This is a genomic window from Labrys monachus (assembly GCF_030814655.1).
Taxonomy (GTDB): domain Bacteria; phylum Pseudomonadota; class Alphaproteobacteria; order Rhizobiales; family Labraceae; genus Labrys; species Labrys monacha.
Window position 1 is genome coordinate 2,345,457 of sequence record NZ_JAUSVK010000001.1, and the last position, 20,261, is coordinate 2,365,717.

Consider the following 20,261-nt stretch of genomic DNA (forward strand, 5'->3'; position numbering starts at 1 on the left):
CGCATCACCGGAAGGGCGCGACGTCGAGGCCCCCTCGCCCCGCTTTGCGGGGAGAGGATGAAGGTGAGGGGCGGCTGGATCGGCCACCTTTCAAGCCGGATGTAAACCCCGCCTCACGGCCCCGGCACGCCGATGCGGATCAGGCGCGAGAAATCCGGGCTGGCGTCCGCCGCGCGGGCGCGCGCCGTGATCCGCCCGCGCTCGCGCAGCTCGGCGAGGGAGACGTCGCGGTCGAGCAGGCCGTGGTCATAGGCATAGTCCGGCAGATAGCCGGTCAGCACGATGCGCCAGTCGAGCGGCAGCGACGGGGCGAGCCGGCGGGCGAGCCGGAACAGCACCGTCGTGCAGTTGGCCGTCAGCGTGTTGTAGAAGCGCGGCGTCGCGGCGAGGTCGTTGGCTTCGGCGAGCACTTCCAGGAACATCTCGCGCGCCTGCTGCGGCGTGACCTTGACGTGGAAGAGCTGCACATCCTCGCCGCGCACATTGGAGCGGACGCGGACGATGTCACGTTCGTCGGCGCCGATGACGACGAGTTCGTTCACCTTGAAGAAGCCGGACAGCTCCGAATAGACCTCGCCGCGTTTGCGCCGCACCTCGACCGAAAACGCGATATGGCTGCCGTCGGCGAAGCCGAAGCTCACCAGCGTGTGGGCGATGGCGGGGCCCGCCCAGTAGGAATTGATCAGATCGACGGCCTCGATGGTGTCGAGATCATAGGTCCGGTCTTCCCAGCGCTCGGTGGCGTCGCTGTCCGAGCGCCAGTCGAAATTCCGGACATCGGCGAGATGCGCCACATGCCCGTCGATCCGTGCCGTCAGGGTGCGCGCGACATCCGGCGCCCAGTCCCGGTCGTTGCGGGGTTCGAGCGCCGACCACCAGGCGATGAGCGCGATGCCGGCGGCGACATAGGGCAGCAGGAGCAAAGGCCGCCGGCGGACCAGCGCCCACAGCGCGAGGGCAAAGGCCGACAGCCACAGCGCCTGCGCGATGCCGCGCAGCGGCGCGCCCGTGTCGAGCCGGTAGCCGAGGGCCAGCAATCCCCAGGCGGAGGCGGCGACCAGCAGCAGCGCCAGCACGCTCCGGCCGATGATCGAGGCGAACCGGGCCATCCTGTCTCCGTTCGGGGCGCCCGGCATCCGCGGCCGCCGTTCAGTCCAGTGCGAGCCGCGGCCGCGCGATCTCGAACAGCATCACCGCCGTGGCGACGGCGAGGTTGAGCGAATCCGCCTTGCCGCGCATCGGGATCTTGACCAGCCGGCTGCAGGCCGCCGCGAGATCGTCGGGCAGGCCCTGCTGCTCATTGCCCATCAGGAGCAGGCAGGGGCCGGCATAGTCGACCTCGCGGTAGTCATGCGTGCCCGCAAGATGGGTGCCGACGACGAGGCCGCCGAAGCGCCGGCGCCAGGCGAGGAAGTCCTGCGCGCTGCCGGCCGCCAGCCTGACGTTGAAGATCGAGCCCATGGTGGCGCGCACCGCCTCGATGCCGAAGGGATCGGTGGTGTCGCCGATCAGCATGATGCCGGTGGCGCCGACCGCGTCGGCCGTGCGGACGATGGTGCCGAGATTGCCGGGGTCGCGCACTCGGTCGAGTCCGATCCAGATCTCGTCCCGGCCGATCTCGACCTCGGCGAGGCGTTCGAGCCTCTGTCCGAACACACCGATCACCGTCTGCGGATTGTCGCGCCGCGACAGTTTTTCGAGGATCTCGCCGGTGACCTCGAGCACTTCGCCGCCGGCCTGCCGGGTCGCACGGACGGCGCGCGCCAGCATCGGCTTGTCCTCGCCCGTGCGGTGGACGAGGATGCGGATCGGCCAGCCGGCCTCGATGGCGTCGGCGACGAGCTTGAGGCCCTCGGCGACGAACAAGCCCGCCTCCTGGCGGACCTTGCGCATCTCCAGCGCCCGGATGTCCTTGACGAGCGGGTTGGTCAGGCTGGTGACCACCCGCGAGACGGGCTGGGCGGGCACCGGCGGGCGCGGGCGCTCGAAGCGGCGCTTCATGCGGTGCTCCATCGCGAATAGAGCGAGGTCGACAGCAGCCGCCCCGAGCCTTCCTCCGAGACCACGAGCTCGCCGGAGGCGATCTCGCCGCCGAGGCCTCCGAGGATTTCGCGGGTCAGTTCGTGCACCGCCACGAAGGAGGCCCGGATCGCATAGGCGGTGACGATGACGAAGGCGGGCTTGTCCGTCAGCACGCCGCGGCAGAGGTCGAGCATGGCCGGCAGGTCCCGGAAGAGGTCCCACACCTCGCCATTGGGGCCGCGGCCATATTTGGGCGGGTCGAGCAGGATGGCGTCATAGCGCGAATTGCGCCGCTGCTCCCGGGCCGTGAACTTCATGGCGTCGTCGACGATCCAGCGGATCGGCGCATCGGCGAGGCCGGCCAGCGCCTGGTTCTCGCGGGCGTAGCCGATCGATTTCTTGGAGGCGTCGACATGCGTGACCTGCGCGCCGTGACGGGCGGCGAGGAGAGAGGCGACGCCCGTATAGCCGAACAGGTTCAGCACCCGCGCCGGACGGCCGAGCGCCTGCAGCCGCTCGATCATGAAGTCCCAGTGCGGCGCCTGCTCGGGGAAGAAGCCGAGATGCCGGAAGGGCGTGAAGCGGCCATGGAAGGAGACGCCGCGATAGGACACTGGAAACGTCTCGACCGGGCGGCCGGCGAACTTCCAGCGCCCGTCCGAGCCTTCGTCCTCGGCGTTCATGCCGAGGAACACGGCGTCGGCCTTGTCCCAGGCGGCGGGCTGGCGGCGCGAGCCCATCGCCTGCGGCTCGGGTCGGTCGACCAGCAGGCGGCCGAAGCGTTCGAGCTTGCGGCCCTCGCCGCAGTCGACCAGCCGGTAGTCGGCGAAGCCGGGGGTGATCAGCAGCTGCGGCAGGGTCTGCGTGGCGGAAGGGGGCGGATGCGCGGATGACATGCCGCGGACCAAACAGGAGTTTGGCCCATCCGGCAAGTGCCGACGGCGGGAGGAAAGAGCGATGCGATGGAAAGCCGCCTCAATTGGGCGTGGCGGCGATCGCGGCGGATGCCCGCACGGCCGTGACGGGGACGGAGGCGGTGCGGTCGCTCACGTCGGCCGTCGCCATTCCGCTGGTGGCGGGCCCCTGCACCGTCGGCGAATCGATGCTGTAGACGTCCGGGCGGAACTGCACGCTGCCGTCGGGGCTGCCCCATCCGGTCAGATACACCCAGGCCACCGGCACGGGCTTCGGCACCTTGATGGTCTTGGGCTGGCCGGAATCGATCTGGTCCTGGATCGCCTGGCCGGTCCATTCGGTGCCTTCGAGCACCCAGGCCGCGAGATCCTGCGCCCCGGCGACGCGCGTGCAGCCGGAGGACTGGAAGCGGACATCGTAGCGGAACAGGTCGCGATGCGGCGAGTCGTGCATGTAGACGGCGTCGGGATTGGGCATGTCGATGCGCACGAAGCCGAGCGAATTATAGACGCCCGGATCCTGCTTGACGAGGAAGTCGGTGCCCTTCGCCCCCGTCCAGTCGATGGTGGCGGGATCGATCTCCCGGCCGCCGCGATAGACGCGCATATGGTTCTCGGCGAGGTAGTTCGGATCCCTCACCATCTTCGGCATGATGTCCGCCTTCATGATCGATTGCGGCACGTTCCAATAGGGCAGGATGTTGACGGCGGTGACCCTGGTCTGCAGTGTCGGGGAGGCGCGGTCGGGGCTGCCGACCACTGTCGTGTAGGTGCGGCTGACGACGCCGTTCTCCACCGCCTCAAGGCTGGCGGCGGGAATGTTGGAGACGATGTAGCGCTCGCCGAACTTGAACTTCAGCGCGGCGAGCCGCGTCGCCGAGGCGTCGAGCTGGTGCAGCCTTTCCTCGACCGGGACATTGAGCGCCGCCAGCGTGAGCCGGCCGACCGAACCGGTGAGGCTGAGCCCGTGCCGGGCCTGGAAATGTTCGAGCGCCTGCCGGGCGGCATCATCGAACTGGTCGCTGGCGGGCAAGGCGGGGTCGAGGTCGCTGGTGATCGCGAGCCGCTTGCGGAGCGCGAGCACCACCTTGCCTCGGGCGCCCAGCCTGAGGCCCTGGGCGCTGGGCGGAAGCGACACCCAGCCGCCATTGCCGGCGATCTCCTCGTAATCGGAGATCGCCCTCAGCGTCAGATCGTAGGTCCGGGGCGAATAGTTCGGCTGGTCGTCCGCCCATGCTGGCGATCCGATCGCCAAGGCGGCCAGCAGGCCCAGGAAGACGGCGAGGCGCCCGCGCCCTTCTTCCGCACGGACGGATGGCGGCTGCCCGAATGCCGGCCCCCGGAACAAACGCGAAAGCTGGGGAAAATCCATGAAGACACTCGAACGCCGCGAACTATCGTCTGGCGGTCACCCTACGGCACAGACCGTGAACCTTTTCTTACCTCCGCGGCGATACCGTGAAGCTGTCGTGAAAGCCGGGAAGGTCAAGTTCAAAATCGGGGATTTCATTGGAATAATTCAAGGCTACCCACTTGCGATCGGTCCGAAAACACGATGCTATTCGGCGCCGCGTCGTTCTGTAGGGATCACGGAGATATTCTCATGAAACGTTTCGCCATCGCTGCCGCGCTGGTTTCCTTCGGCGTCAGCGTCGCCTTTGCCGGACCGATCGAGGACCGGCAGGCGCTGATGAAGGGCATTGCCGGCGCCACCAAGGAAGCGGCGGGCTACGCCAAGGGGACGACGCCCTTCGATGCGGCCAAGGTCAAGGCTCTCCTGCAGGTCTATGTCGACGGCGCGGCGAAGCTGCCGACGCTCTTCCCCGAGGATTCGAAGACCGGCGGCACCGATCCGACCACGGCCTCGCCGAAGATCTGGGAAGACATGGCCGGTTTCAAGGCCCATGCCGACAAGCTCGGCGCCGACGCGACGGCGGCGATGGCCGCGACCGACCAGGCCAGCTTCGCCAAGGCCTTCGGCGTGATCGCGTCCAATTGCAACGCCTGCCATGGCGTCTATCGCGTCAAGAAGGGCTGAGGTTTTCGGGGACGCGGCATCCCGTCCGCGTCCTCTCATCCTGCGTCGGGATGTTGCCAGGAGCGGGCGGAGACGCCCCGGGATGGTGAGAGAAGATCGTTTTCGAGGCGACGGTTTGAACTTTGTCATCGCCGGGACAAGCCCGGGCAGGACAAGATCGCAGCCTTCCCTCCGTTCCGGCATCGATGGCAGGGGGCTGCCCGCGTTCCCGGGGGAGGCCCTTCGAATAAAAGGGCTGCAACCTGTGTTCAGGATCTGAGGCACCGGGCACGAGCCGGGTGGAAGGGGGCTTTCCGGGATGCGCATCAGAAAAATCATCGGCGGGCTCGTCGTGCTTGCTGCGGTCGGTTTCGGGGTGTTCTGGTTCGTCACCGCGCCCTCCACCCTGCCTGCATCGGCCCTGGCAGCCGACTACAAGCCCGACCTCGCCAATGGCGAGACGATGTTCAATATCGGCGGCTGCGCGGCCTGCCACCAGTCGCCGGGCCAGGACGACAGGCTCAAGCTGGGCGGCGGCCTCGCCCTCGGCTCGCCCTTCGGCACCTTCCACGCGCCCAACATCTCGCCCGACCCCGTCAACGGCATCGGCGGCTGGAGCGAGCTCGACTTCGTCAATGCGCTGCAGCGCGGCGTCGGCCGGCAGGGCGAGCACCTCTACCCGGCGCTACCCTACACATCCTATGCCCGTCTCAAGATCGAGGACGTGCGCGATCTCTTCGCTTACATCAAGACGCTGCCCGCCGTCGATACGCCCTCCAAGCCGCATGAGATCGGGTTTCCCTTCGATATCCGCCGCCTGCTCGGGGGCTGGAAGTTCCTGTTCTTCGATGACAAGCCGTTCGTGCCCGATCCGAGCCGCAGCGCCGAATGGAATCGCGGCGCCTATCTGGTGGAGGGGCCCGGGCACTGTTCCGAATGTCACAGCCCTCGCAACGCCCTCGGCGCTATTGAAGCGGACAGGCGCTTCTCCGGGGCCCCGAATCCCGACGGCAAGGGTTGGGTGCCCAACATCACCCGCCACGCCGACGGCATCGCAAGCTGGTCGCAGGACGCGATTGCCGACTTCCTCAAGAGCGGCCTGACGCCGGACTTCGATTCGGCCGGGGGCAGCATGGCCGAGGTGATCCAGAACACCAGCCGCCTCGGCGATGCCGATCGCAAGGCAATGGCCGCCTATCTGGTGACGCTGCCGCCGGTTCCCGGCAAGGCGCCGCCGAAGAAATCCTGAGCGCACGCCCCGCCAGCCGTGCCGCTCCTGGTCCGAAACCGGCTGGCTGCGGGCAGATGGAGGAGGAGAAGGTGGGATCATCGGCTGTCTCGACCGTGCTGCGGGCCGTCCTGCCGATGGCGGGACTGGCGTCGGCTGCGCTGGCCCCGGCGCCTGCGCTGGCGGCCGAGAGCTACGCCCTCGTGGTCGGCATCGACGCCTATACGGCACCGATCCCGGCGCTGCACGGCGCCGTGAACGATGCCGAGGACATCGCGCAGGCCCTCCGCATGTCGGGCGTCCGGCAACTCGTCCTCCTCACCGACGGCCAAGCGACCAAGCCGGCCGTGGTGGCGGCCTGGGAGAGCCTTCTCGGCCAGGCGAAGGCGGGCGATACCATCTACTTCACCTATGCCGGCCACGGCTCGCAGGAGCCGGCCGCCGCCGACGATCCGGACGAGCCGGACGGGCTCGACGACAACCTGCCGCTGGTGAACTTCGCCCTGAAGGGACCGGGGCTCGCCGACCGCATCGTCGACAAGGAAATGGCGGTCTGGCTGAAGGAGGCCGAAGACAAGAAGGTCTATGCCGTCGTCGTCACCGACGCCTGCCACTCCGGCACCATGTATCGCTCGGTCTCGATGGGGCTGACCTACCGCGTCGCGCCCAAGCCGCAGATCGACAGGGCGGAACTGCTGCAATTCGCTCCTCCCGCCCCGAACGTGTCGGTGAAGGTCGACCCGAACGACCGTTTCACCTTCCTTGCCGGCGTCGCCGACGACAAGCTGGTGCCGGAGGTGACGATCGGCGGCCGGCAGCGCGGCGCGCTCTCCTTCGCCTTCGCCCGGGCGCTCGAAGGCCAGGCCGACGCCAACCATGACGGCGTGACCACCGAGAAGGAGCTCGTCTCCTTCGTCCGGGCCTCCGTCCTGCAGTCGACGCAGAGCCAGCAGGTCTCGCAATCCTTCCCGACCGTGAGCCGGGACATTCCCGTCTTCGGCGCGAAGACGGCGACGGCAGACACGCCTTCCGCCCAGGATCTGCTCGCCGTCGCCGAGCAGGCCGTGGCCGACGCGCCGCTTCGCCTCGCTTTTCGCAACGGCGACGGGCCTTCGGCGGTGGCCGGGGCGGAGATCGTCGCCGACGAGGCCGGGGCCGACCTCGTCTACGACGTGGCGAAGCAGACCGTGGAGAAGCGGGTCGCCGGCATCGTCGCCGAGGATGTGGCGCCGTCGGGCCTGGCGGGCGTGGTCGCCAAATGGCGCGCCATCGCCTTCCTGCAGGCCTATGCCGGAGGCGCGATCCAGCCTTTCGAGGTCGCGGGCGGCTCGCGCACCTTCCTGCGCGGCGAGAGGCTGACCGTCGGCCTCGGCGCGTCGAGCCATCGCTTCATGACGCTGTTCAACCTGCCGCCCGACGGCAAGGTCGAGTTCCTCTACCCGGCATCGCCCGCCGAACATGACGAGGATTGGAAGGGCAGGGCCTTCTCCCTGCCGCTGCAGGTCCGCGATCCCCCGTTCGGCGCCGAGCATCTGGTGGCCCTGCTTTCTGACCAGCCCCTCGACGAGTTGCAGACGGCGCTCCAGGGCCTGAGCAGGCCGGATGCGGCGACCGTCCTGCCGGACACGCTGAAGAACGCGCTGAGCGGCAAGACCGTCACGGTCGGCATCGCCGACATCTTCACGAGCGGTGGGCCATGACAGTCCGTTTGAGAACCTCCATCATCCGAACGCCCGCCATTCCCGGCGAGCCGCGCGGCGGCGACGGAAAGGGATCCAGGGGGAGGGATGCCACCCCGCGTCACGGATCCCCATCGTTCGTCGGTGCCACGGTGCCCAAACCGCGCCTGAGAGCGCTTCTCACCCGCTTCGGATCGGCCTGCCTCGCCGTTGTGGCGGGCTTCATCCCGCTTTCGGCAGCCTGGGCCGATCGCGCCCTCGTCATCGGCGTGGACAGCTACCGGGAAGGCTCGCTTTCACCCGATTTCAAGGGCGCCGCCCGCGCCGATGCCCTCCGCATGCGGGGATTGCTGACCGGGGCGCTGGGCTACGGGCCGGATGACGTCCGGCTGCTGCTCGACGGTCAGGCGAGCCGCGCCGCCATTGTCGACGGGCTACAGGGCTGGCTGTCGCAGGCCGGGCCGGGCGAGCGGGTGTTCTTCTATTTCGCCGGCGAAGGCCATTTCATCGGGGACGGTCCGAACCGCGAGGATACCATCCTGCCCGTCGATGCCACGATCGAGCGCAGGGACGGTGCCGTCACCGTCGGCAACAGCCTCGGCGAGAGCCGGATCGACGCGCTGCTTGGCCGGCTGCAGGGCCGCCACGTCACGGAAGTCATCGATTCCAGCCATTCGGGCGCGGTCACCCGGTCGATCGTGGTCGAGGCGGCCGGCGGCAATCCGGCGGCCCGTTCGCCGCAGCTCGAGGCGCGGACCCGCTCGATCGTGGTCGAGCCCCAGCTCGGGCAGGAAGGCGGGCATGGGCTGCCGCCCGGGCTCGACCTCGTCAAATGGGAGGCGGTCTCGCCGTCCCAGGTCGCCCTGATCGACGAGGATGCCGCGCCCGGCTATCGCGGCGTGTTCACCACGGCCTTCGCCGACGGCATCGAAAAGGGCCTGGCCGACGCCAATCGCAACGGCGTGATCTCCAACCAGGAACTGCTCGATTATGTCCGCGGGCGATCCTCCGCCTATTGCGCCGGCCATGCCGACCGCTGCCCGATGGGGCTGACGCCGATCCTGTCGGGCGCCGGCGCCGCCCTCGACGTCGCCGCTTCCGCCACCGGCGCCGCCGGTCCGCTCAACCAGGGGCGGCCGAGCGCCGAGAAGATCCTCGACATCCTCGGCGCCAGGCTCGCCGACGACATCCGCCTCGAGCAATTGCCCGCCTCGCCGGTCCGGCTCGGCACGCGGGACATGCATTTCCGGGTGACGTCGTCGCAGGACGGCTTCCTCGTGCTGCTCTCGGTCTCCGACGACGGCGAGGTGGTGCAGCTCTTCCCGAACGCCATCGCGGCCGCCCACGGCAAGGACGGGCGCATCCTGGCCGGGCGCCCGATCACGGTGCCCGATTCCAGCTACGGCATCCGCTTCGATGCGACCTCTGTGACGAAAGGTACAGTGCTGGCGCTGGTTGCGATCGATCCTCTGAAACTGCCGCAAGGCTTCGTCACGCGGCGGATCGACGTGATTCCGCAGGACGAAGTGAACTCGACCGTGCTGCCCGAACTCGCCCAGAGCCTTGCCGCGCCCGCCCATGCCGATGGCGTCGAGGCCAACGCCAAGGCGGTCGGGCGGTCGGTCGCCACGCTGCGCTACGAGATCGTCCCCTAGAGCAAAGCGCGTTCAGGCAGAAGCGGCGCTTTGCTCTAGCTCTTTGTTTTTCGACGCGTCTTTGCGTTTTGCCGATCCCGTCAAAACACAAAACGCCCTAGGGCGGCCTGCGCGCCTGCGCAAACGGCCCTTTTGCTCTACCCCCTTGTTTCGACGTGTTTTTCAATTCCCGCCGCTACCGTCCTATCGCCAGACGCTCCAGGGAGACCGTCATGATCCACCGCAATTCGATGCGCATCGCGGGCCTGATGGTCGCGGCGAGCCTGTTGACGGGTTCCGGCCCGCTGGCCGCCGCGGCGGTCGCCGACGGCGCCAAGCCGGCGGCTTCCGTGCCGGCTGCCGCCGATCCCGCACCGGCCGCCCCTGCCGCGCAGGCTCCCGCCGCGCCCGCAGCGGCGACGCCGGAGCCCGTGCAAGCCGCGGCACCGGCCGCCGTCGCCGTCCCGGCCGACGTGAAGGTGCCGGGGGATCCGATCGCCAAGGCCGCCTTCGACGTCCTCGAAAAGCATTGCTCGCGCTGCCACCAGGCCGGCATGCTGACGGCGCGCGAGAAGCCGGCCAAGAATTTCGGCAACATCATGAAGCTGGACGAGATCGCCGCCGATCCTCACCTGATCCAGGCCGGCAATCCCGAGGGCTCGAAGCTGTTCCAGCAGATCATCAACAAGGAGATGCCCTACGACGTGAACTACGAGTTCGACACGACCAAGCCGGAAGTGACCGCCGCCGACATCGACGCGCTCCGGACCTGGATCAAGTCGACGGGCGACCAGGAGGCGGCCGCCTGCTCGGGCCGCAAATTCGTCACCGCCGGGGACATCGTCGGCGACATCGCGGCCGACCTGCAGAAGCAGCCCGACCACCGCGTGCGCGGCATGCGCTATTTCACGTTGACCAACCTCTACAACGCCTGCGCCACCGACGAGGCGATGAAGGTCTATCGCCAGGGGCTCGTCAAGCTGCTCAACGGCTTCGACCGCCGCTCGGACGTGATCAGGCTCACCACCATCGATCCCGAGGAGACGATCGTCGCCGTCAATCTCGACGATCTCGGCTGGAGCGAGGGCGACTGGAACACCGTGCTGGCCGCCTATCCCTACGCGACCAAGCCCGACGTCAAGGCGTTTGATTTCGTCGCGCAGCAGACCGGTACCGTCCTGCCCTATGTCCGTGCCGACTGGTTCGGCTTCACCGCCTCGCAGCCGCCGCTCTACGACACGCTGCTGCAGCTTCCGGCCGACTATCCCGGCCTGGCCGACAAGCTCGGCGTCGACATCGCCTCCGATATCGCGAAATTCGTCGCCCAGCGCGCCGGCTTCCAGAAGTCGGGCGTGTCGCAGAACAATCGGCTGATCGAGCGCCATCCGATCGCCACCGGCTATTTCTGGACGTCCTACGACTTTTCCGAATCCAAGGGCTTCCAGAGCCTGTTCCTGCATCCGCTCGGCCCCGGCGGCGACAACGGTTTCCGGCATGCCGGCGGCGAAACCATCTTCTCGCTGCCGAACGGCTTCCAGGCCTATTACCTCAACAAATCGGACGGCACCCGCCTCGACAAGGGGCCGACGCAGATCGTGCGCGATCCCTCGCGGCGCGATCTCGCGGTGACCAACGGCATTTCCTGCATGGGATGCCACGACCAGGGCCTGCGCAAGGCCAAGGACGAGGTGCGCAAGGCCGTGCTCGCCGACCATTCCTTCTCCAAGGACGATCGCGAGACCGTCGCCGCGCTCTATCCCGAGAACGACAGGATGGACGCCCTCATCGGCGAGGACTTCGATCGCTTCAACGCCGCCATGAAGCGGGCCGGTCTTGATCCCACCCTCAAGCTCGCCGGCGTCGAGATGACCAACGCGCTGTTCAAGCGCTATGAGGACGACCTCTCGCTGCGCCGCGCCGCCGCCGAATACGGCTTCCAGCCCGACGCCTTCAAGGAGCATTTCATCGAGGCCGGCCCGGAAGCCATCGCCCTGATGCGCCGCCTCGACCAGGGCATCGTGCCGCGCGACCAGTTCGAGGCGCTGTTCATCAAATTCGTCGAGGGCGCCACCGAGGATCGGGTGATCGACGTCTCCAGCCTGGAGGGCGCCCAGAAGGTGGCCGAGCCCATCTTCAAGCCGAGCTCGGGCGGATCCTTCGACCTGCAGCTCACGGCCGACAAGAGCGTCTACCGGCAGAACGACGCCGCGGTGCTCCAGGTCGTCTCGACGCGCGACTGCAACCTCTTCGTCGTCAATGTCGACAAGAGCGGCACGGGCACGGTGATCTTCCCCAACAAGTTCCAGGCCGATAATGCCGTGAAGGCGGGGCAGGCGGTGGTGCTCGGCGGGCCTGGCTCGAAGTTCAAGTTCCGTCTGGCCGACATCGGGCAGGAGAAGGTGGTGGCGGTCTGCCGCGTCAACAATGCGACGCGCGAGATCGCCGGCACCGAGATCGATCCGCAGCACCGCAGCTTCGCCGAGATCCCGAATTTCGACCGGGGCCTGACGCGGCAGATCATCGTCGAATCGAACGAGGCGCGTGACGAGGCCTCGTCCCTCGATGCGGACGGACGCAAGGATGCGCAGTTCGCCAAGATCGCGGGCGCCGCCGGCGGCAAGGTCGCCTCCGGCGCCCCGGATGCGGCCCGCCGCTCGGTCGCCTCCACCGCGATCGTCATCCCGGTTCAGTGAGGGCAGGACGATGATGCGCGCCTTTCTCATGCCGCTGGCGGCTGCCGGCTTCTGCCTCGCGGCGGCGCTGCCGGCCCTCGCCGACTGCGCGAGCCTCGATGCGTCGGTGAAGGCCGCCATCGCCTCCGGCAATCCCTCCACCCTGCCGGCCCTCGCCGACGCCATCGCCCGGGATACCTCCTGCGACAGCGCCTATGTCGACGTCGCGCGTCGCAACATGGCGCTCGCCTATATGCTGGCGGGCGAGCAGCCCGACGGCAGCTACGGTCCGGACTATGTCGTCGGCGCCGCCAAGATCGCCCGGCCCTGGCAGGTCGCCATGGCGCTGGGCGACCTCGACTACGAGGCGAAGAACTATCCGGCCGCGGTGGAGGCCTATGAGGCGGCGATCAACGACATCCGCGACGCGAAGCGGGTGCCGAAGGCGCCCTCGCGCCAGACCGAGGAATATCTCGCCAAGCGCGCCTACCAGGCCAAGTCGCTCGCGCCGACCTATATCGCCTCGCGCGGCTTCCGCGGCGAGCCGGAGGGCGTGATGGTGCCGACCTTCCGCAACTTCACCGCCGTCTCCGTGCCCGTGCCGATCCGCTTCGACACCGACCAGGCGACATTGACCCCGGACGGGGAGAAGGCGGTGGACGACCTCTACAACTACCTCAAGACCCAGTCGATCGGGCAGCTCGTCCTCGTCGGCCACACCGACGAACGCGGCTCGGCGCCGCACAACATGGCCCTGTCGAAGGCGCGGGCGACGACGGTGGCTATGGCCCTGCAGCGGCGCGGGCTGGCCATCGCCATCGATATCGAGGGGCATGGCGACCATGAGCCCTTCGCCGCCGACGACCGCTCGAAATACAGCCGCGACGAACTCTATGCCTTCGACCGCCGGGTGGAATTCGAGGTGCATTGACGGACCGCAGACACTGTCCGCCTCTCCCATGCTTCAGACGCCACGTTTCCATGCCGGCCCGAAGGCCGGCACACCGCAGCTCAGTTCGAGATCTTCTCGAGCGCGAGGCCGCGCGTGCGGGGCCCCATCAGCCCGATGGCGAGGGAGACCACGATCATCGCCGCCGCGATGAAGACGAACACCCCGGTCACGCCGGAATATTGCAGCACGAAGGCGATGATGAAGCCGGTGAAGATCGCCGAGAACCGGCTCCACGAATAGACGAAGCCGGCGGCGCGCGCCCGGATGCCGGTCGGGAACAGCTCCTGCTGATAGGCGTGGAAGGTGTAGGACATGATGTTGTTCTCCATCGTCAGGCAGGCACCGAGCAGGATGACGGCGGCCGGCGCCGTCACCTGGCTGAAGGCGAGGCCGCAGACGACGATCGCCAGGGCGACGACGACGAGCACGCTCTTGCGCTCGAAACGATCGGCGATCACGAGGCCGAGCAGCGGCCCCAGCGGCGCGGCCAGGGCGATGATGGCGGTATAATAGAGGCTGCTGGTGACGGTGATGCCCTGCTTGATCAGCAGCGTCGGCACCCAGTTGAGGAAGCCATAGAAGCTCACGGTCTGGCAGACGTTGAAGAGGATCATCATGAGGGTGCGGCTGCGGTAGGGCGGCACCCACATGTCGCGCATGCGGCTGTGCGGCGCCGCCGGCTCGGGCGCCCCGATCGGCGGCAGCGGCCGGCCATACTCCGCCTCCACCCGTCTTTCGAGGTCGGTCATGATGCGGTCGGCTTCGTCGACCCTGCCCTGCTGCGCCAGCCAGCGCGGGCTTTCCGGCAGGCCGAGGCGCAGCCACCAGATGACGATGGCGCTGCTCGCGCCGGCCAGCACCACCCAGCGCCACCCGTCGAGCCCGAAGGGCGCATGGGGCACCAGCCAATAGGACAGGAAGGCGGCGACCGGCACCGCCGTGAAGCCGACGGCCTGGCAGCAGGCGAAGGCGCGGCCGCGGACCTCCCGCGGCACCAGTTCCGACAGATAGGTGCCGATGACGATCATCTCGACGCCGAGGCCGAGGCCGGAGACGAAGCGCCAGAGATTGAGGTCGAACGCGGTGTTCTGGAAGGCCATCACCACATTCGCCGCCGTGTACCACAGTAGCGAGCCGGTGAAGACGGCGCGCCGCCCGAAGCGGTCGGCGAGGAAGCCGCAGGCGATGGTGCCGATGAACAGGCCGGCGAACAGGGCGGCGACGAAGCTCGCCACGCCGTTGTTGCCGAACAGGCCCGGCGTCGTCGGCGTGAGAATGCCGGCCCTGACCAGGCCCGGCGCGATGTTGCCGGTATAGAGCAGGTCGTAGAGCTCGAAGAAGAAGCCGAGGCTCAGCAGCATGATCAGCTTCCACACCGTGGCGGTCTGCGGCAGCCTGTCGAGCCGCGCCGAGATGGCGCCGGCCTCGACGACGGATGCTCTTGGACCCGTGCCGGGAAGCGGGACGGTCGCACCTGTCGGGCTCGTATTTGCTTTTGTCATCGAGGGCCTGCCGGTTCGGATCGAAAGAGGTGCGCGCGCCTATCCAGCAGAACGGGCGGCGTGGAGCAAGGGTCGATGCCTGGATTTTGCGCAGGAGGGTGCCAAACCGCGCTTGGAGTGTCGATCACCGATCGACATGCGGCGTCGCGTTCGCAGAAGGAAAGAGGTCGATCGGTGACCGACCCCCGGGCTCTTTCCGACGTCACGCCCTTCGGAGCGGGACGACGTTCCCGGTCCCGCGCGCGGGCAGCGTCTCCCTCGCCAGGAAACCCGCGCCGATGCAGATCGCATTGGCGATCAGCAGGTAGCCGACGGGCGACATCGGGTTTCCGGTGGTGCCGATGAGCCAGGTGATGATCACCTGCGCCGTCCCGCCGAACAGCGACACGGCGACAGCGTAGACGATGGAAAAGCCGGTCGATCGCACGCGCGCCGGAAAACTCTCCACGATCAGCACGATCAGGGCCGCGCCGCTGATGCCATGCAGGGCGGAGAGGACGCCGACGGTGACGAGGAAGATGGCCGGCGTCGGCTGCGACACGATCAACTGCAGCGCTGGGAAGATCAGGACGAGCAGCAGCACGCGAGGCCAGATCAGCACGGGACGGCGGCCGAAGCGGTCGCACAGATGGCCGCCCCAGATCGAGAACACCGCGAGCGCGGCGCCGGTCACCAGCGTCGCCAGCATGGCGGTCGAGCCGGGCATGTGCAGGTCTGTCAGGGCGAAAGTGGTCATGTAGTTGAGGAAATATTGCGTGATCGTGCTGCCCAGCAGGATCAGCAGGCCCATGATCATCGGGCGGCGATGCCGGGATTCGAGTTCCGCCAGGATCGCCGTCGTGGAGGTGGGGACATCCGTGCTGTCGATGGTGTCCGCCAGGCGGCGGCGGATATGGATGCCGATCGGCAGCACGAGCAGGCCGAACAGGAAGGGGATGCGCCAACCCCAGGCGTCCAGGTCCGGTTCGGACAGCACTTGCGTCAGGCCATAGCCGGTCAGCCCGGCCGCCACCGCCGCGAAGCCCTGCGTCGCGACCTGCCAGCAGGCATAGGCGCCTCGCCGGTCGGCCGGCGCGGATTCGAGGATATAGGTGGTCGCCGGCCCTGCTTCGCCGCCCCAGGCGAGGCCCTGGACCAGACGCATCGCGACGAGCAGGATGGGCGCCGCGATGCCGATCGTGCCGTAGCCCGGCAGGACGGCGATGGCCCCGGTGCCCGCCGCCATCATGACGATCGTCAGCATCATCGCCGGCTTGCGCCCGGCCCTGTCCGCATAGGCGCCGATCAGCAATGCGCCCAGCGGGCGCACGACGAAGCCGAGGCCGAACACCGAGACCGACAGGAGCAGGCTGATGAAGGCGCTTTTCGACGGGAAGAACGTGTGCCCGATCATCACCGCGAAGGTGGCGTAGGAACCGAAATCGAAGAACTCCACCGCATTGCCCAGCGCCACCGCGACGACGTTCCGGCGGGCATCGGCAGAGTTTCGCATGGCGTCGTCTTCCTGGAGAACGGTCGTGGGCGCCGCCGGTCGCGGCCGGACGGCCGATCGTCCGCAGATCGCATTTCGAGCGTCGCCGCACAAGCGCCGCGGCTGGGGGGCTACGGCCAGAGCAGCGGCACGAGAGGGGCGACGAGCGTGGTGATCACGCCGTTGAGAGCGATCCCGAGGGCGGCGAAGGCGGCAGCCAGGCCGTCCATGCCCGCCACATGGGCGGCTGCGACGCCGCTCCCGGCGACGCCCGCCGCCAGGCCGTGGACCCGCCAGTCCGAAATCCGCAGGCAGCCCAGAAGGCGCTGCCCGACGATGGCGGCGACGATGCCGCCGACGATGGCGAGCGCGGCGGTGAGCGCCGGAATGCCGCCGATCTCCTGCGAGACCGCCATGGCGATCGGTGTCGTCGCCGCCTTCGGCGCCATCGACAGGGCGACGGCGCGCGAACCCCCGAAGAGCTGGACGAGGACGATGCCGGTGGCGAGCGAGGCCACCGACCCCGCCGCGACGGCCAGGACGATGCCGCGAAGGCTGGAGCGGACATGATGCAGGTTGCGGGCGAGAGGGACGGCGAGGGCGACGGTCGCCGGCCCGAGCAGGAAGGTGATCGGCCGGGTCTGATCGAAATAGGTCGCATAGGGCGTGCCGGTGCCGAGCAGGACGGCCGCCACGATCAGGATGGCGACCAGCACGGGATTGGCGAGAGGGGAACCCCTGCACAGGCGCTGGAGACGCTGCGCGCCGAGATAGGCGGCGAGCGTCACGGCGAGCCAGAACAAGGGCGAGGCGACAGGGGAGGCCGAGGAGATGTCGGTAGAGGACGGGGCGGCGGAATGGATCACGACGCGGCTCCTTCCGGCGTCAGCGCAGGCGGCAGGCTTTCCGCCTGCACCCGGCCGAACCTGTGCATGACCAGGGCGGTCACCGCCAGGCCGACGAGGGTCGAGCCGATGACGGCGATCGCCACCGGCCGCCATTCCCCGCGCAGCAGGTCGGCCTGGGCGAGGATGCCGGTGCCGGCCGGCACGAACAGCAGGCCCATATTCGCCAGCAGGGCATCGGCCGTCCGGTCGAGCGGCGAAGGGGATCGGCTCGCATCCGCCTCGCCGCCGCGCAGGGCCAGGCCTGCGGCGAGCAGCAGCATGCCGAGCACGGCGCCGGGTATCGGCAGATGCAGGATGGCGCGCAGCCAGTCGCCGGCGAAGTCGCAGCCGATCAGGATGAAGATGGCCAGGATCATGGTCTTTCTCGATGCGGCAGGGGAGGCGGGGGGCGCCGTCCCCCTGAAATCGCCGCGAGGATGGCATTGCGGTCTTGCCGGCGAAACGCCCCTGCGGCCAAATGATCTTTGCGGAAAAGGGCAGGATGGGCCGATGGATTATCTCGCGGCGATGCGGGCCTTCGTGCGGGCCGTCGATCTCGGCAGCTTCTCGAAGGCGGCGATCGAGGAAGGCGTCAAGGTTTCGACGGTGTCGCGCTATGTCGGCGCGCTCGAGGCCGACCTCGGTGTCGCCCTGCTGAACCGCTCGACGCGGCGGCTCCATCTGACCGAGGCGGGAACGACCTTCTACGATCACGCCATGGCGGTTCTCGCCGATGTCGAGGAGGCCCGTTCGGCGACGATGTCGCTCAACGCCGCCGTGCGCGGCCTGTTGCGCGTCAATATTCCCGGCGCGTTCGGCCGCCGGCACATCATGCCCCATCTGGCCGATTTCCGTGCCGCCTTTCCGGAACTCAGGCTCGACGTCACCCTGACCGACGTCACCGTCAACCTGATCGAGAGCGGCGCCGACATCGCGGTGCGCATCGGGGCGCTGGCCGATTCCAATCTGGTGGCGCGGCGCCTGGCGCCGCAGCATCGCCTCCTGGTCGCCAGCCCCGCTTATGTCCGGAAGGCCGGCCCGCCCGCCGTCCCCGGCGATCTCGCGGAGCATGAAGGCCTGCTCTTCGCGCTGCAGCCCACCGATGCCTGGTATTGGCGCCGGCCCGGTGCGGCGGAGCTTGCCGAGATCGGCATCCGCGGCTCGCTGCGGGCCAATGATTCCGAGGCGCTGCTATGCGCGGCGCGCCTCGGGATGGGCATCGCGCTGCTGCCGACATGGCTTCTCGGCGAGGACATCCGCGAGGGGCGGCTGGTGCCTCTGCTCACCGGATGGGAGTGGTCGATCGCGCCGGGGCCGGAACGGGCCATCTGGGGCGTCTATCCGCCGAAGAAGACGGTCTCGCCCAAGGTCCGGGCCTTCCTCGCCTTCTTCGTCGAGCGTTTCGGCAGGCCGCCCTATTGGGACGGCGACATCGCCGGGCAGGCGGGGGAGGCCGGGCGGCACGCATGAAAACGGCCGCTTCCGCGGCCGTTCCGATGGTCTTCGTGGGAGGGAAAGGGCGGCAGGCCGCCCTTTCGGAGGCGGCTCAGACGAACTGGCGCAGGATCACGAAAAGGGTGAAGGACAGCGCCATCGAGACCGGCAGCGTCAGTACCCAGGCCATGATCATGTTGCGCACCGTCGACATCTGCAGCCCGGTGCCGTTGGCGGCCATCGTGCCGGCGACGCCGGAGGAGAGCACATGGGTGGTGGAGACCGGCAGGCCCATATAGTCGGCCGCGCCGATGGTCGCGGCCGCCACCAGTTCCGCCGCGGCGCCCTGGCCGTAGCTGAGATGGGTCTTGCCGATCTTTTCGCCGACGGTGACGACGATGCGCTTCCAGCCCACCATGGTGCCGAGGCCGAGAGCGAGGGCGATCGCCACCTTGACCCAGGTCGGGATGAACTTGGTCGTCTTGTCGGTGGCGGCGTGGTAGGCCTTGATCGTCTTCATGTCGCTGTCCGTCACCGGCAGCAGCTTCTTGGAGTCGATCAGCTTCAGGGCCTCGCCGATCAGGTACATGTCGTTGCGGGTGTTGGTGACGAGGCCGGCCGGCACGGCGGAGGCGGAGCCGTAGGGCGAGATCTCGGCATTGGTCTGGTCGATGAAGGTCTTCAGGGCGATCGTGGTCTGGTCTGTCCAGGTGCGATGCTTGACGGCGTCGCCGACGATGGTCTTGGCGTCGGCGGGAGCGACCGTGACACCCTGTTTGGCATAGTTGCCGAGCACCGTGCCGGCATCGGCCGCGGCCGCCTTGTAGGTGCTGAGATAGTTGATGTCCGGCGTGCGGTTCAGCGCGAAGGAGGTGGGTACCACGCCGATGAGGATCAGCATGATCAGGCCCATGCCCTTCTGGCCGTCATTGGAGCCGTGGAAGAAGCTGACGAGCGTGCAGGTCAGCACCAGCAGGCCGCGGATCCACAGCGGCGGCGGGGCGTTGGTGGTCGGCGCCTGGTAGAGCGTCTTGTTGCGGACGACCACCTTCATGACCAGCAGCAGGGCGCCGGCGAGGAAGAAGCCGAACAGCGGCGAGACCAGGAGCGACATGCCGATATTGCTCGCCTGGGACCAGTCGACGCCGCTCGTCGCCGAGCCCGAGGGGGCGAGGAACTGGTTGGCGAGGCCGACGCCGATGATCGAGCCGACCATGGTGTGCGAGCTCGATGCCGGCAGGCCGAGATACCAGGTGCCGACGTTCCACAGGATGGCGGCGACCAGCAGCGAGAACACCATGGCCATGCCGGCGCCGGAACCGACCTGCATGATCAGTTCGACCGGCAGCAGCGAGATGATGCCGAAGGCGACGGCGCCGCTGGCGGTGAGCACGCCGAGGAAGTTGAAGAAGCCCGACCAGATCACGGCCACCTCGGCCGGCAGGGAATGGGTGTAGATCACCGTCGCCACCGCATTGGCGGTGTCGTGGAATCCGTTGACGAATTCGAAGCCGAGCGCGATCAGCAGAGCGAGGCCCAGCAGGATCCACGGCACGGCGACGGCCCCGGTCAGGTCCGCGGCCAGCGCGTAGCAGATATAGCCGAGGCCGCCGAGGAGAATGGCCGCCACCGCGAGATTGGGCCACTGGCCCAGCGAACTCGGTTTTTCGAGCGGATGAACTCCGCTTTGGCTGGAAGTGATGTCCGTCATCGAAATGCCCCGCATGGAAAACCCGGGGCGAGCCATAGGTGGCATCCATGAAGCTGGGATGACAACCCGGGCGTGCATCGCGCAACATTGTGGTCATGCCGGCGAGCGATCAGCGATCCTGGCTGCCGTTGCGGAAGA

General features: G+C 68.2%; 16 protein-coding genes. 7 read left to right on the forward strand and 9 right to left on the reverse strand.

Features of this window, described 5'->3' with window-relative positions; translation table 11 throughout:
- Positions 1-113: 113 nt before the first annotated feature.
- The 4 genes from J3R73_RS10605 to J3R73_RS10620 form a co-directional block, all read right to left on the reverse strand.
- Complete coding sequence (locus J3R73_RS10605) at positions 114-1,109, reverse strand: Lnb N-terminal periplasmic domain-containing protein (RefSeq protein ID WP_307426090.1); 996 nt, start codon at positions 1,107-1,109, stop codon at positions 114-116.
- A 40-nt stretch (positions 1,110-1,149) separates the two neighbouring features.
- Complete coding sequence (locus J3R73_RS10610) at positions 1,150-2,001, reverse strand: TrmH family RNA methyltransferase (RefSeq protein WP_307426093.1); 852 nt, start codon at positions 1,999-2,001, stop codon at positions 1,150-1,152.
- A complete protein-coding gene (locus tag J3R73_RS10615; RefSeq protein ID WP_307426096.1) occupies positions 1,998-2,918 on the reverse strand; it encodes a class I SAM-dependent methyltransferase in 921 nt (306 codons plus the stop codon). Before J3R73_RS10615 ends, J3R73_RS10610 begins: the two co-directional genes overlap by 4 nt.
- Before the next feature lie 79 nt (positions 2,919-2,997).
- Positions 2,998-4,308 carry a L,D-transpeptidase family protein gene (locus J3R73_RS10620; RefSeq protein ID WP_307426098.1) on the reverse strand — a complete coding sequence of 437 codons (1,311 nt, stop codon included), beginning with the start codon at positions 4,306-4,308 and terminating at the stop codon, positions 2,998-3,000.
- Between the two features lie 231 nt (positions 4,309-4,539).
- Here J3R73_RS10620 and J3R73_RS10625 point away from each other — a divergent pair, with 231 nt between their 5' ends.
- From J3R73_RS10625 to J3R73_RS10650, 6 genes are all read left to right on the forward strand, one after another.
- A complete protein-coding gene (locus J3R73_RS10625) occupies positions 4,540-4,974 on the forward strand; it encodes a c-type cytochrome (protein ID WP_307426100.1) in 435 nt (144 codons plus the stop codon).
- Between the two features lie 298 nt (positions 4,975-5,272).
- Positions 5,273-6,202 (forward strand): c-type cytochrome, encoded by a 930-nt coding sequence (locus J3R73_RS10630; RefSeq protein ID WP_307426102.1) that lies wholly within the window; start codon positions 5,273-5,275, stop codon positions 6,200-6,202.
- A gap of 71 nt (positions 6,203-6,273) precedes the next feature.
- Positions 6,274-7,881, forward strand: a complete 1,608-nt coding sequence (locus tag J3R73_RS10635; protein ID WP_307426105.1) for a caspase family protein — start codon at positions 6,274-6,276, stop codon at positions 7,879-7,881.
- Between the two features lie 131 nt (positions 7,882-8,012).
- Positions 8,013-9,515, forward strand: coding sequence for a DUF4384 domain-containing protein (locus tag J3R73_RS10640; protein WP_307426108.1), 1,503 nt, complete (start codon positions 8,013-8,015; stop codon positions 9,513-9,515).
- A gap of 212 nt (positions 9,516-9,727) precedes the next feature.
- Entirely contained in the window at positions 9,728-12,187 is a 2,460-nt protein-coding gene (locus J3R73_RS10645; protein ID WP_307426109.1) for a DUF4384 domain-containing protein, read from the forward strand.
- A 10-nt stretch (positions 12,188-12,197) separates the two neighbouring features.
- Positions 12,198-13,097, forward strand: a complete 900-nt coding sequence (locus J3R73_RS10650) for an OmpA family protein (protein WP_307426111.1) — start codon at positions 12,198-12,200, stop codon at positions 13,095-13,097.
- Between the two features lie 80 nt (positions 13,098-13,177).
- Here J3R73_RS10650 and J3R73_RS10655 read toward each other — a convergent pair whose 3' ends face one another.
- From J3R73_RS10655 to J3R73_RS10670, 4 genes are all read right to left on the reverse strand, one after another.
- A complete protein-coding gene (locus J3R73_RS10655) occupies positions 13,178-14,620 on the reverse strand; it encodes an MFS transporter (RefSeq protein ID WP_307426114.1) in 1,443 nt (480 codons plus the stop codon).
- A 202-nt stretch (positions 14,621-14,822) separates the two neighbouring features.
- Entirely contained in the window at positions 14,823-16,112 is a 1,290-nt protein-coding gene (locus J3R73_RS10660; RefSeq protein ID WP_307426116.1) for an MFS transporter, read from the reverse strand.
- 110 nt (positions 16,113-16,222) lie between these two features.
- On the reverse strand, positions 16,223-16,957 hold the full coding sequence (locus tag J3R73_RS10665; protein WP_307426119.1) for an LrgB family protein: 735 nt from the start codon (positions 16,955-16,957) through the stop codon (positions 16,223-16,225).
- Positions 16,954-17,355: a CidA/LrgA family protein gene (locus tag J3R73_RS10670; RefSeq protein ID WP_307426121.1), complete on the reverse strand. Its 402-nt coding sequence runs from the start codon at positions 17,353-17,355 to the stop codon at positions 16,954-16,956. Before J3R73_RS10670 ends, J3R73_RS10665 begins: the two co-directional genes overlap by 4 nt.
- Before the next feature lie 133 nt (positions 17,356-17,488).
- Between J3R73_RS10670 and J3R73_RS10675 the strand changes: the two genes are divergently transcribed.
- Positions 17,489-18,448 (forward strand): LysR family transcriptional regulator, encoded by a 960-nt coding sequence (locus tag J3R73_RS10675; RefSeq protein WP_307426123.1) that lies wholly within the window; start codon positions 17,489-17,491, stop codon positions 18,446-18,448.
- Positions 18,449-18,524: 76 nt separating this feature from the next.
- Here J3R73_RS10675 and J3R73_RS10680 read toward each other — a convergent pair whose 3' ends face one another.
- On the reverse strand, positions 18,525-20,123 hold the full coding sequence (locus tag J3R73_RS10680; RefSeq protein ID WP_307426126.1) for an inorganic phosphate transporter: 1,599 nt from the start codon (positions 20,121-20,123) through the stop codon (positions 18,525-18,527).
- Between the last annotated feature and the right edge of the window lie 138 nt (positions 20,124-20,261).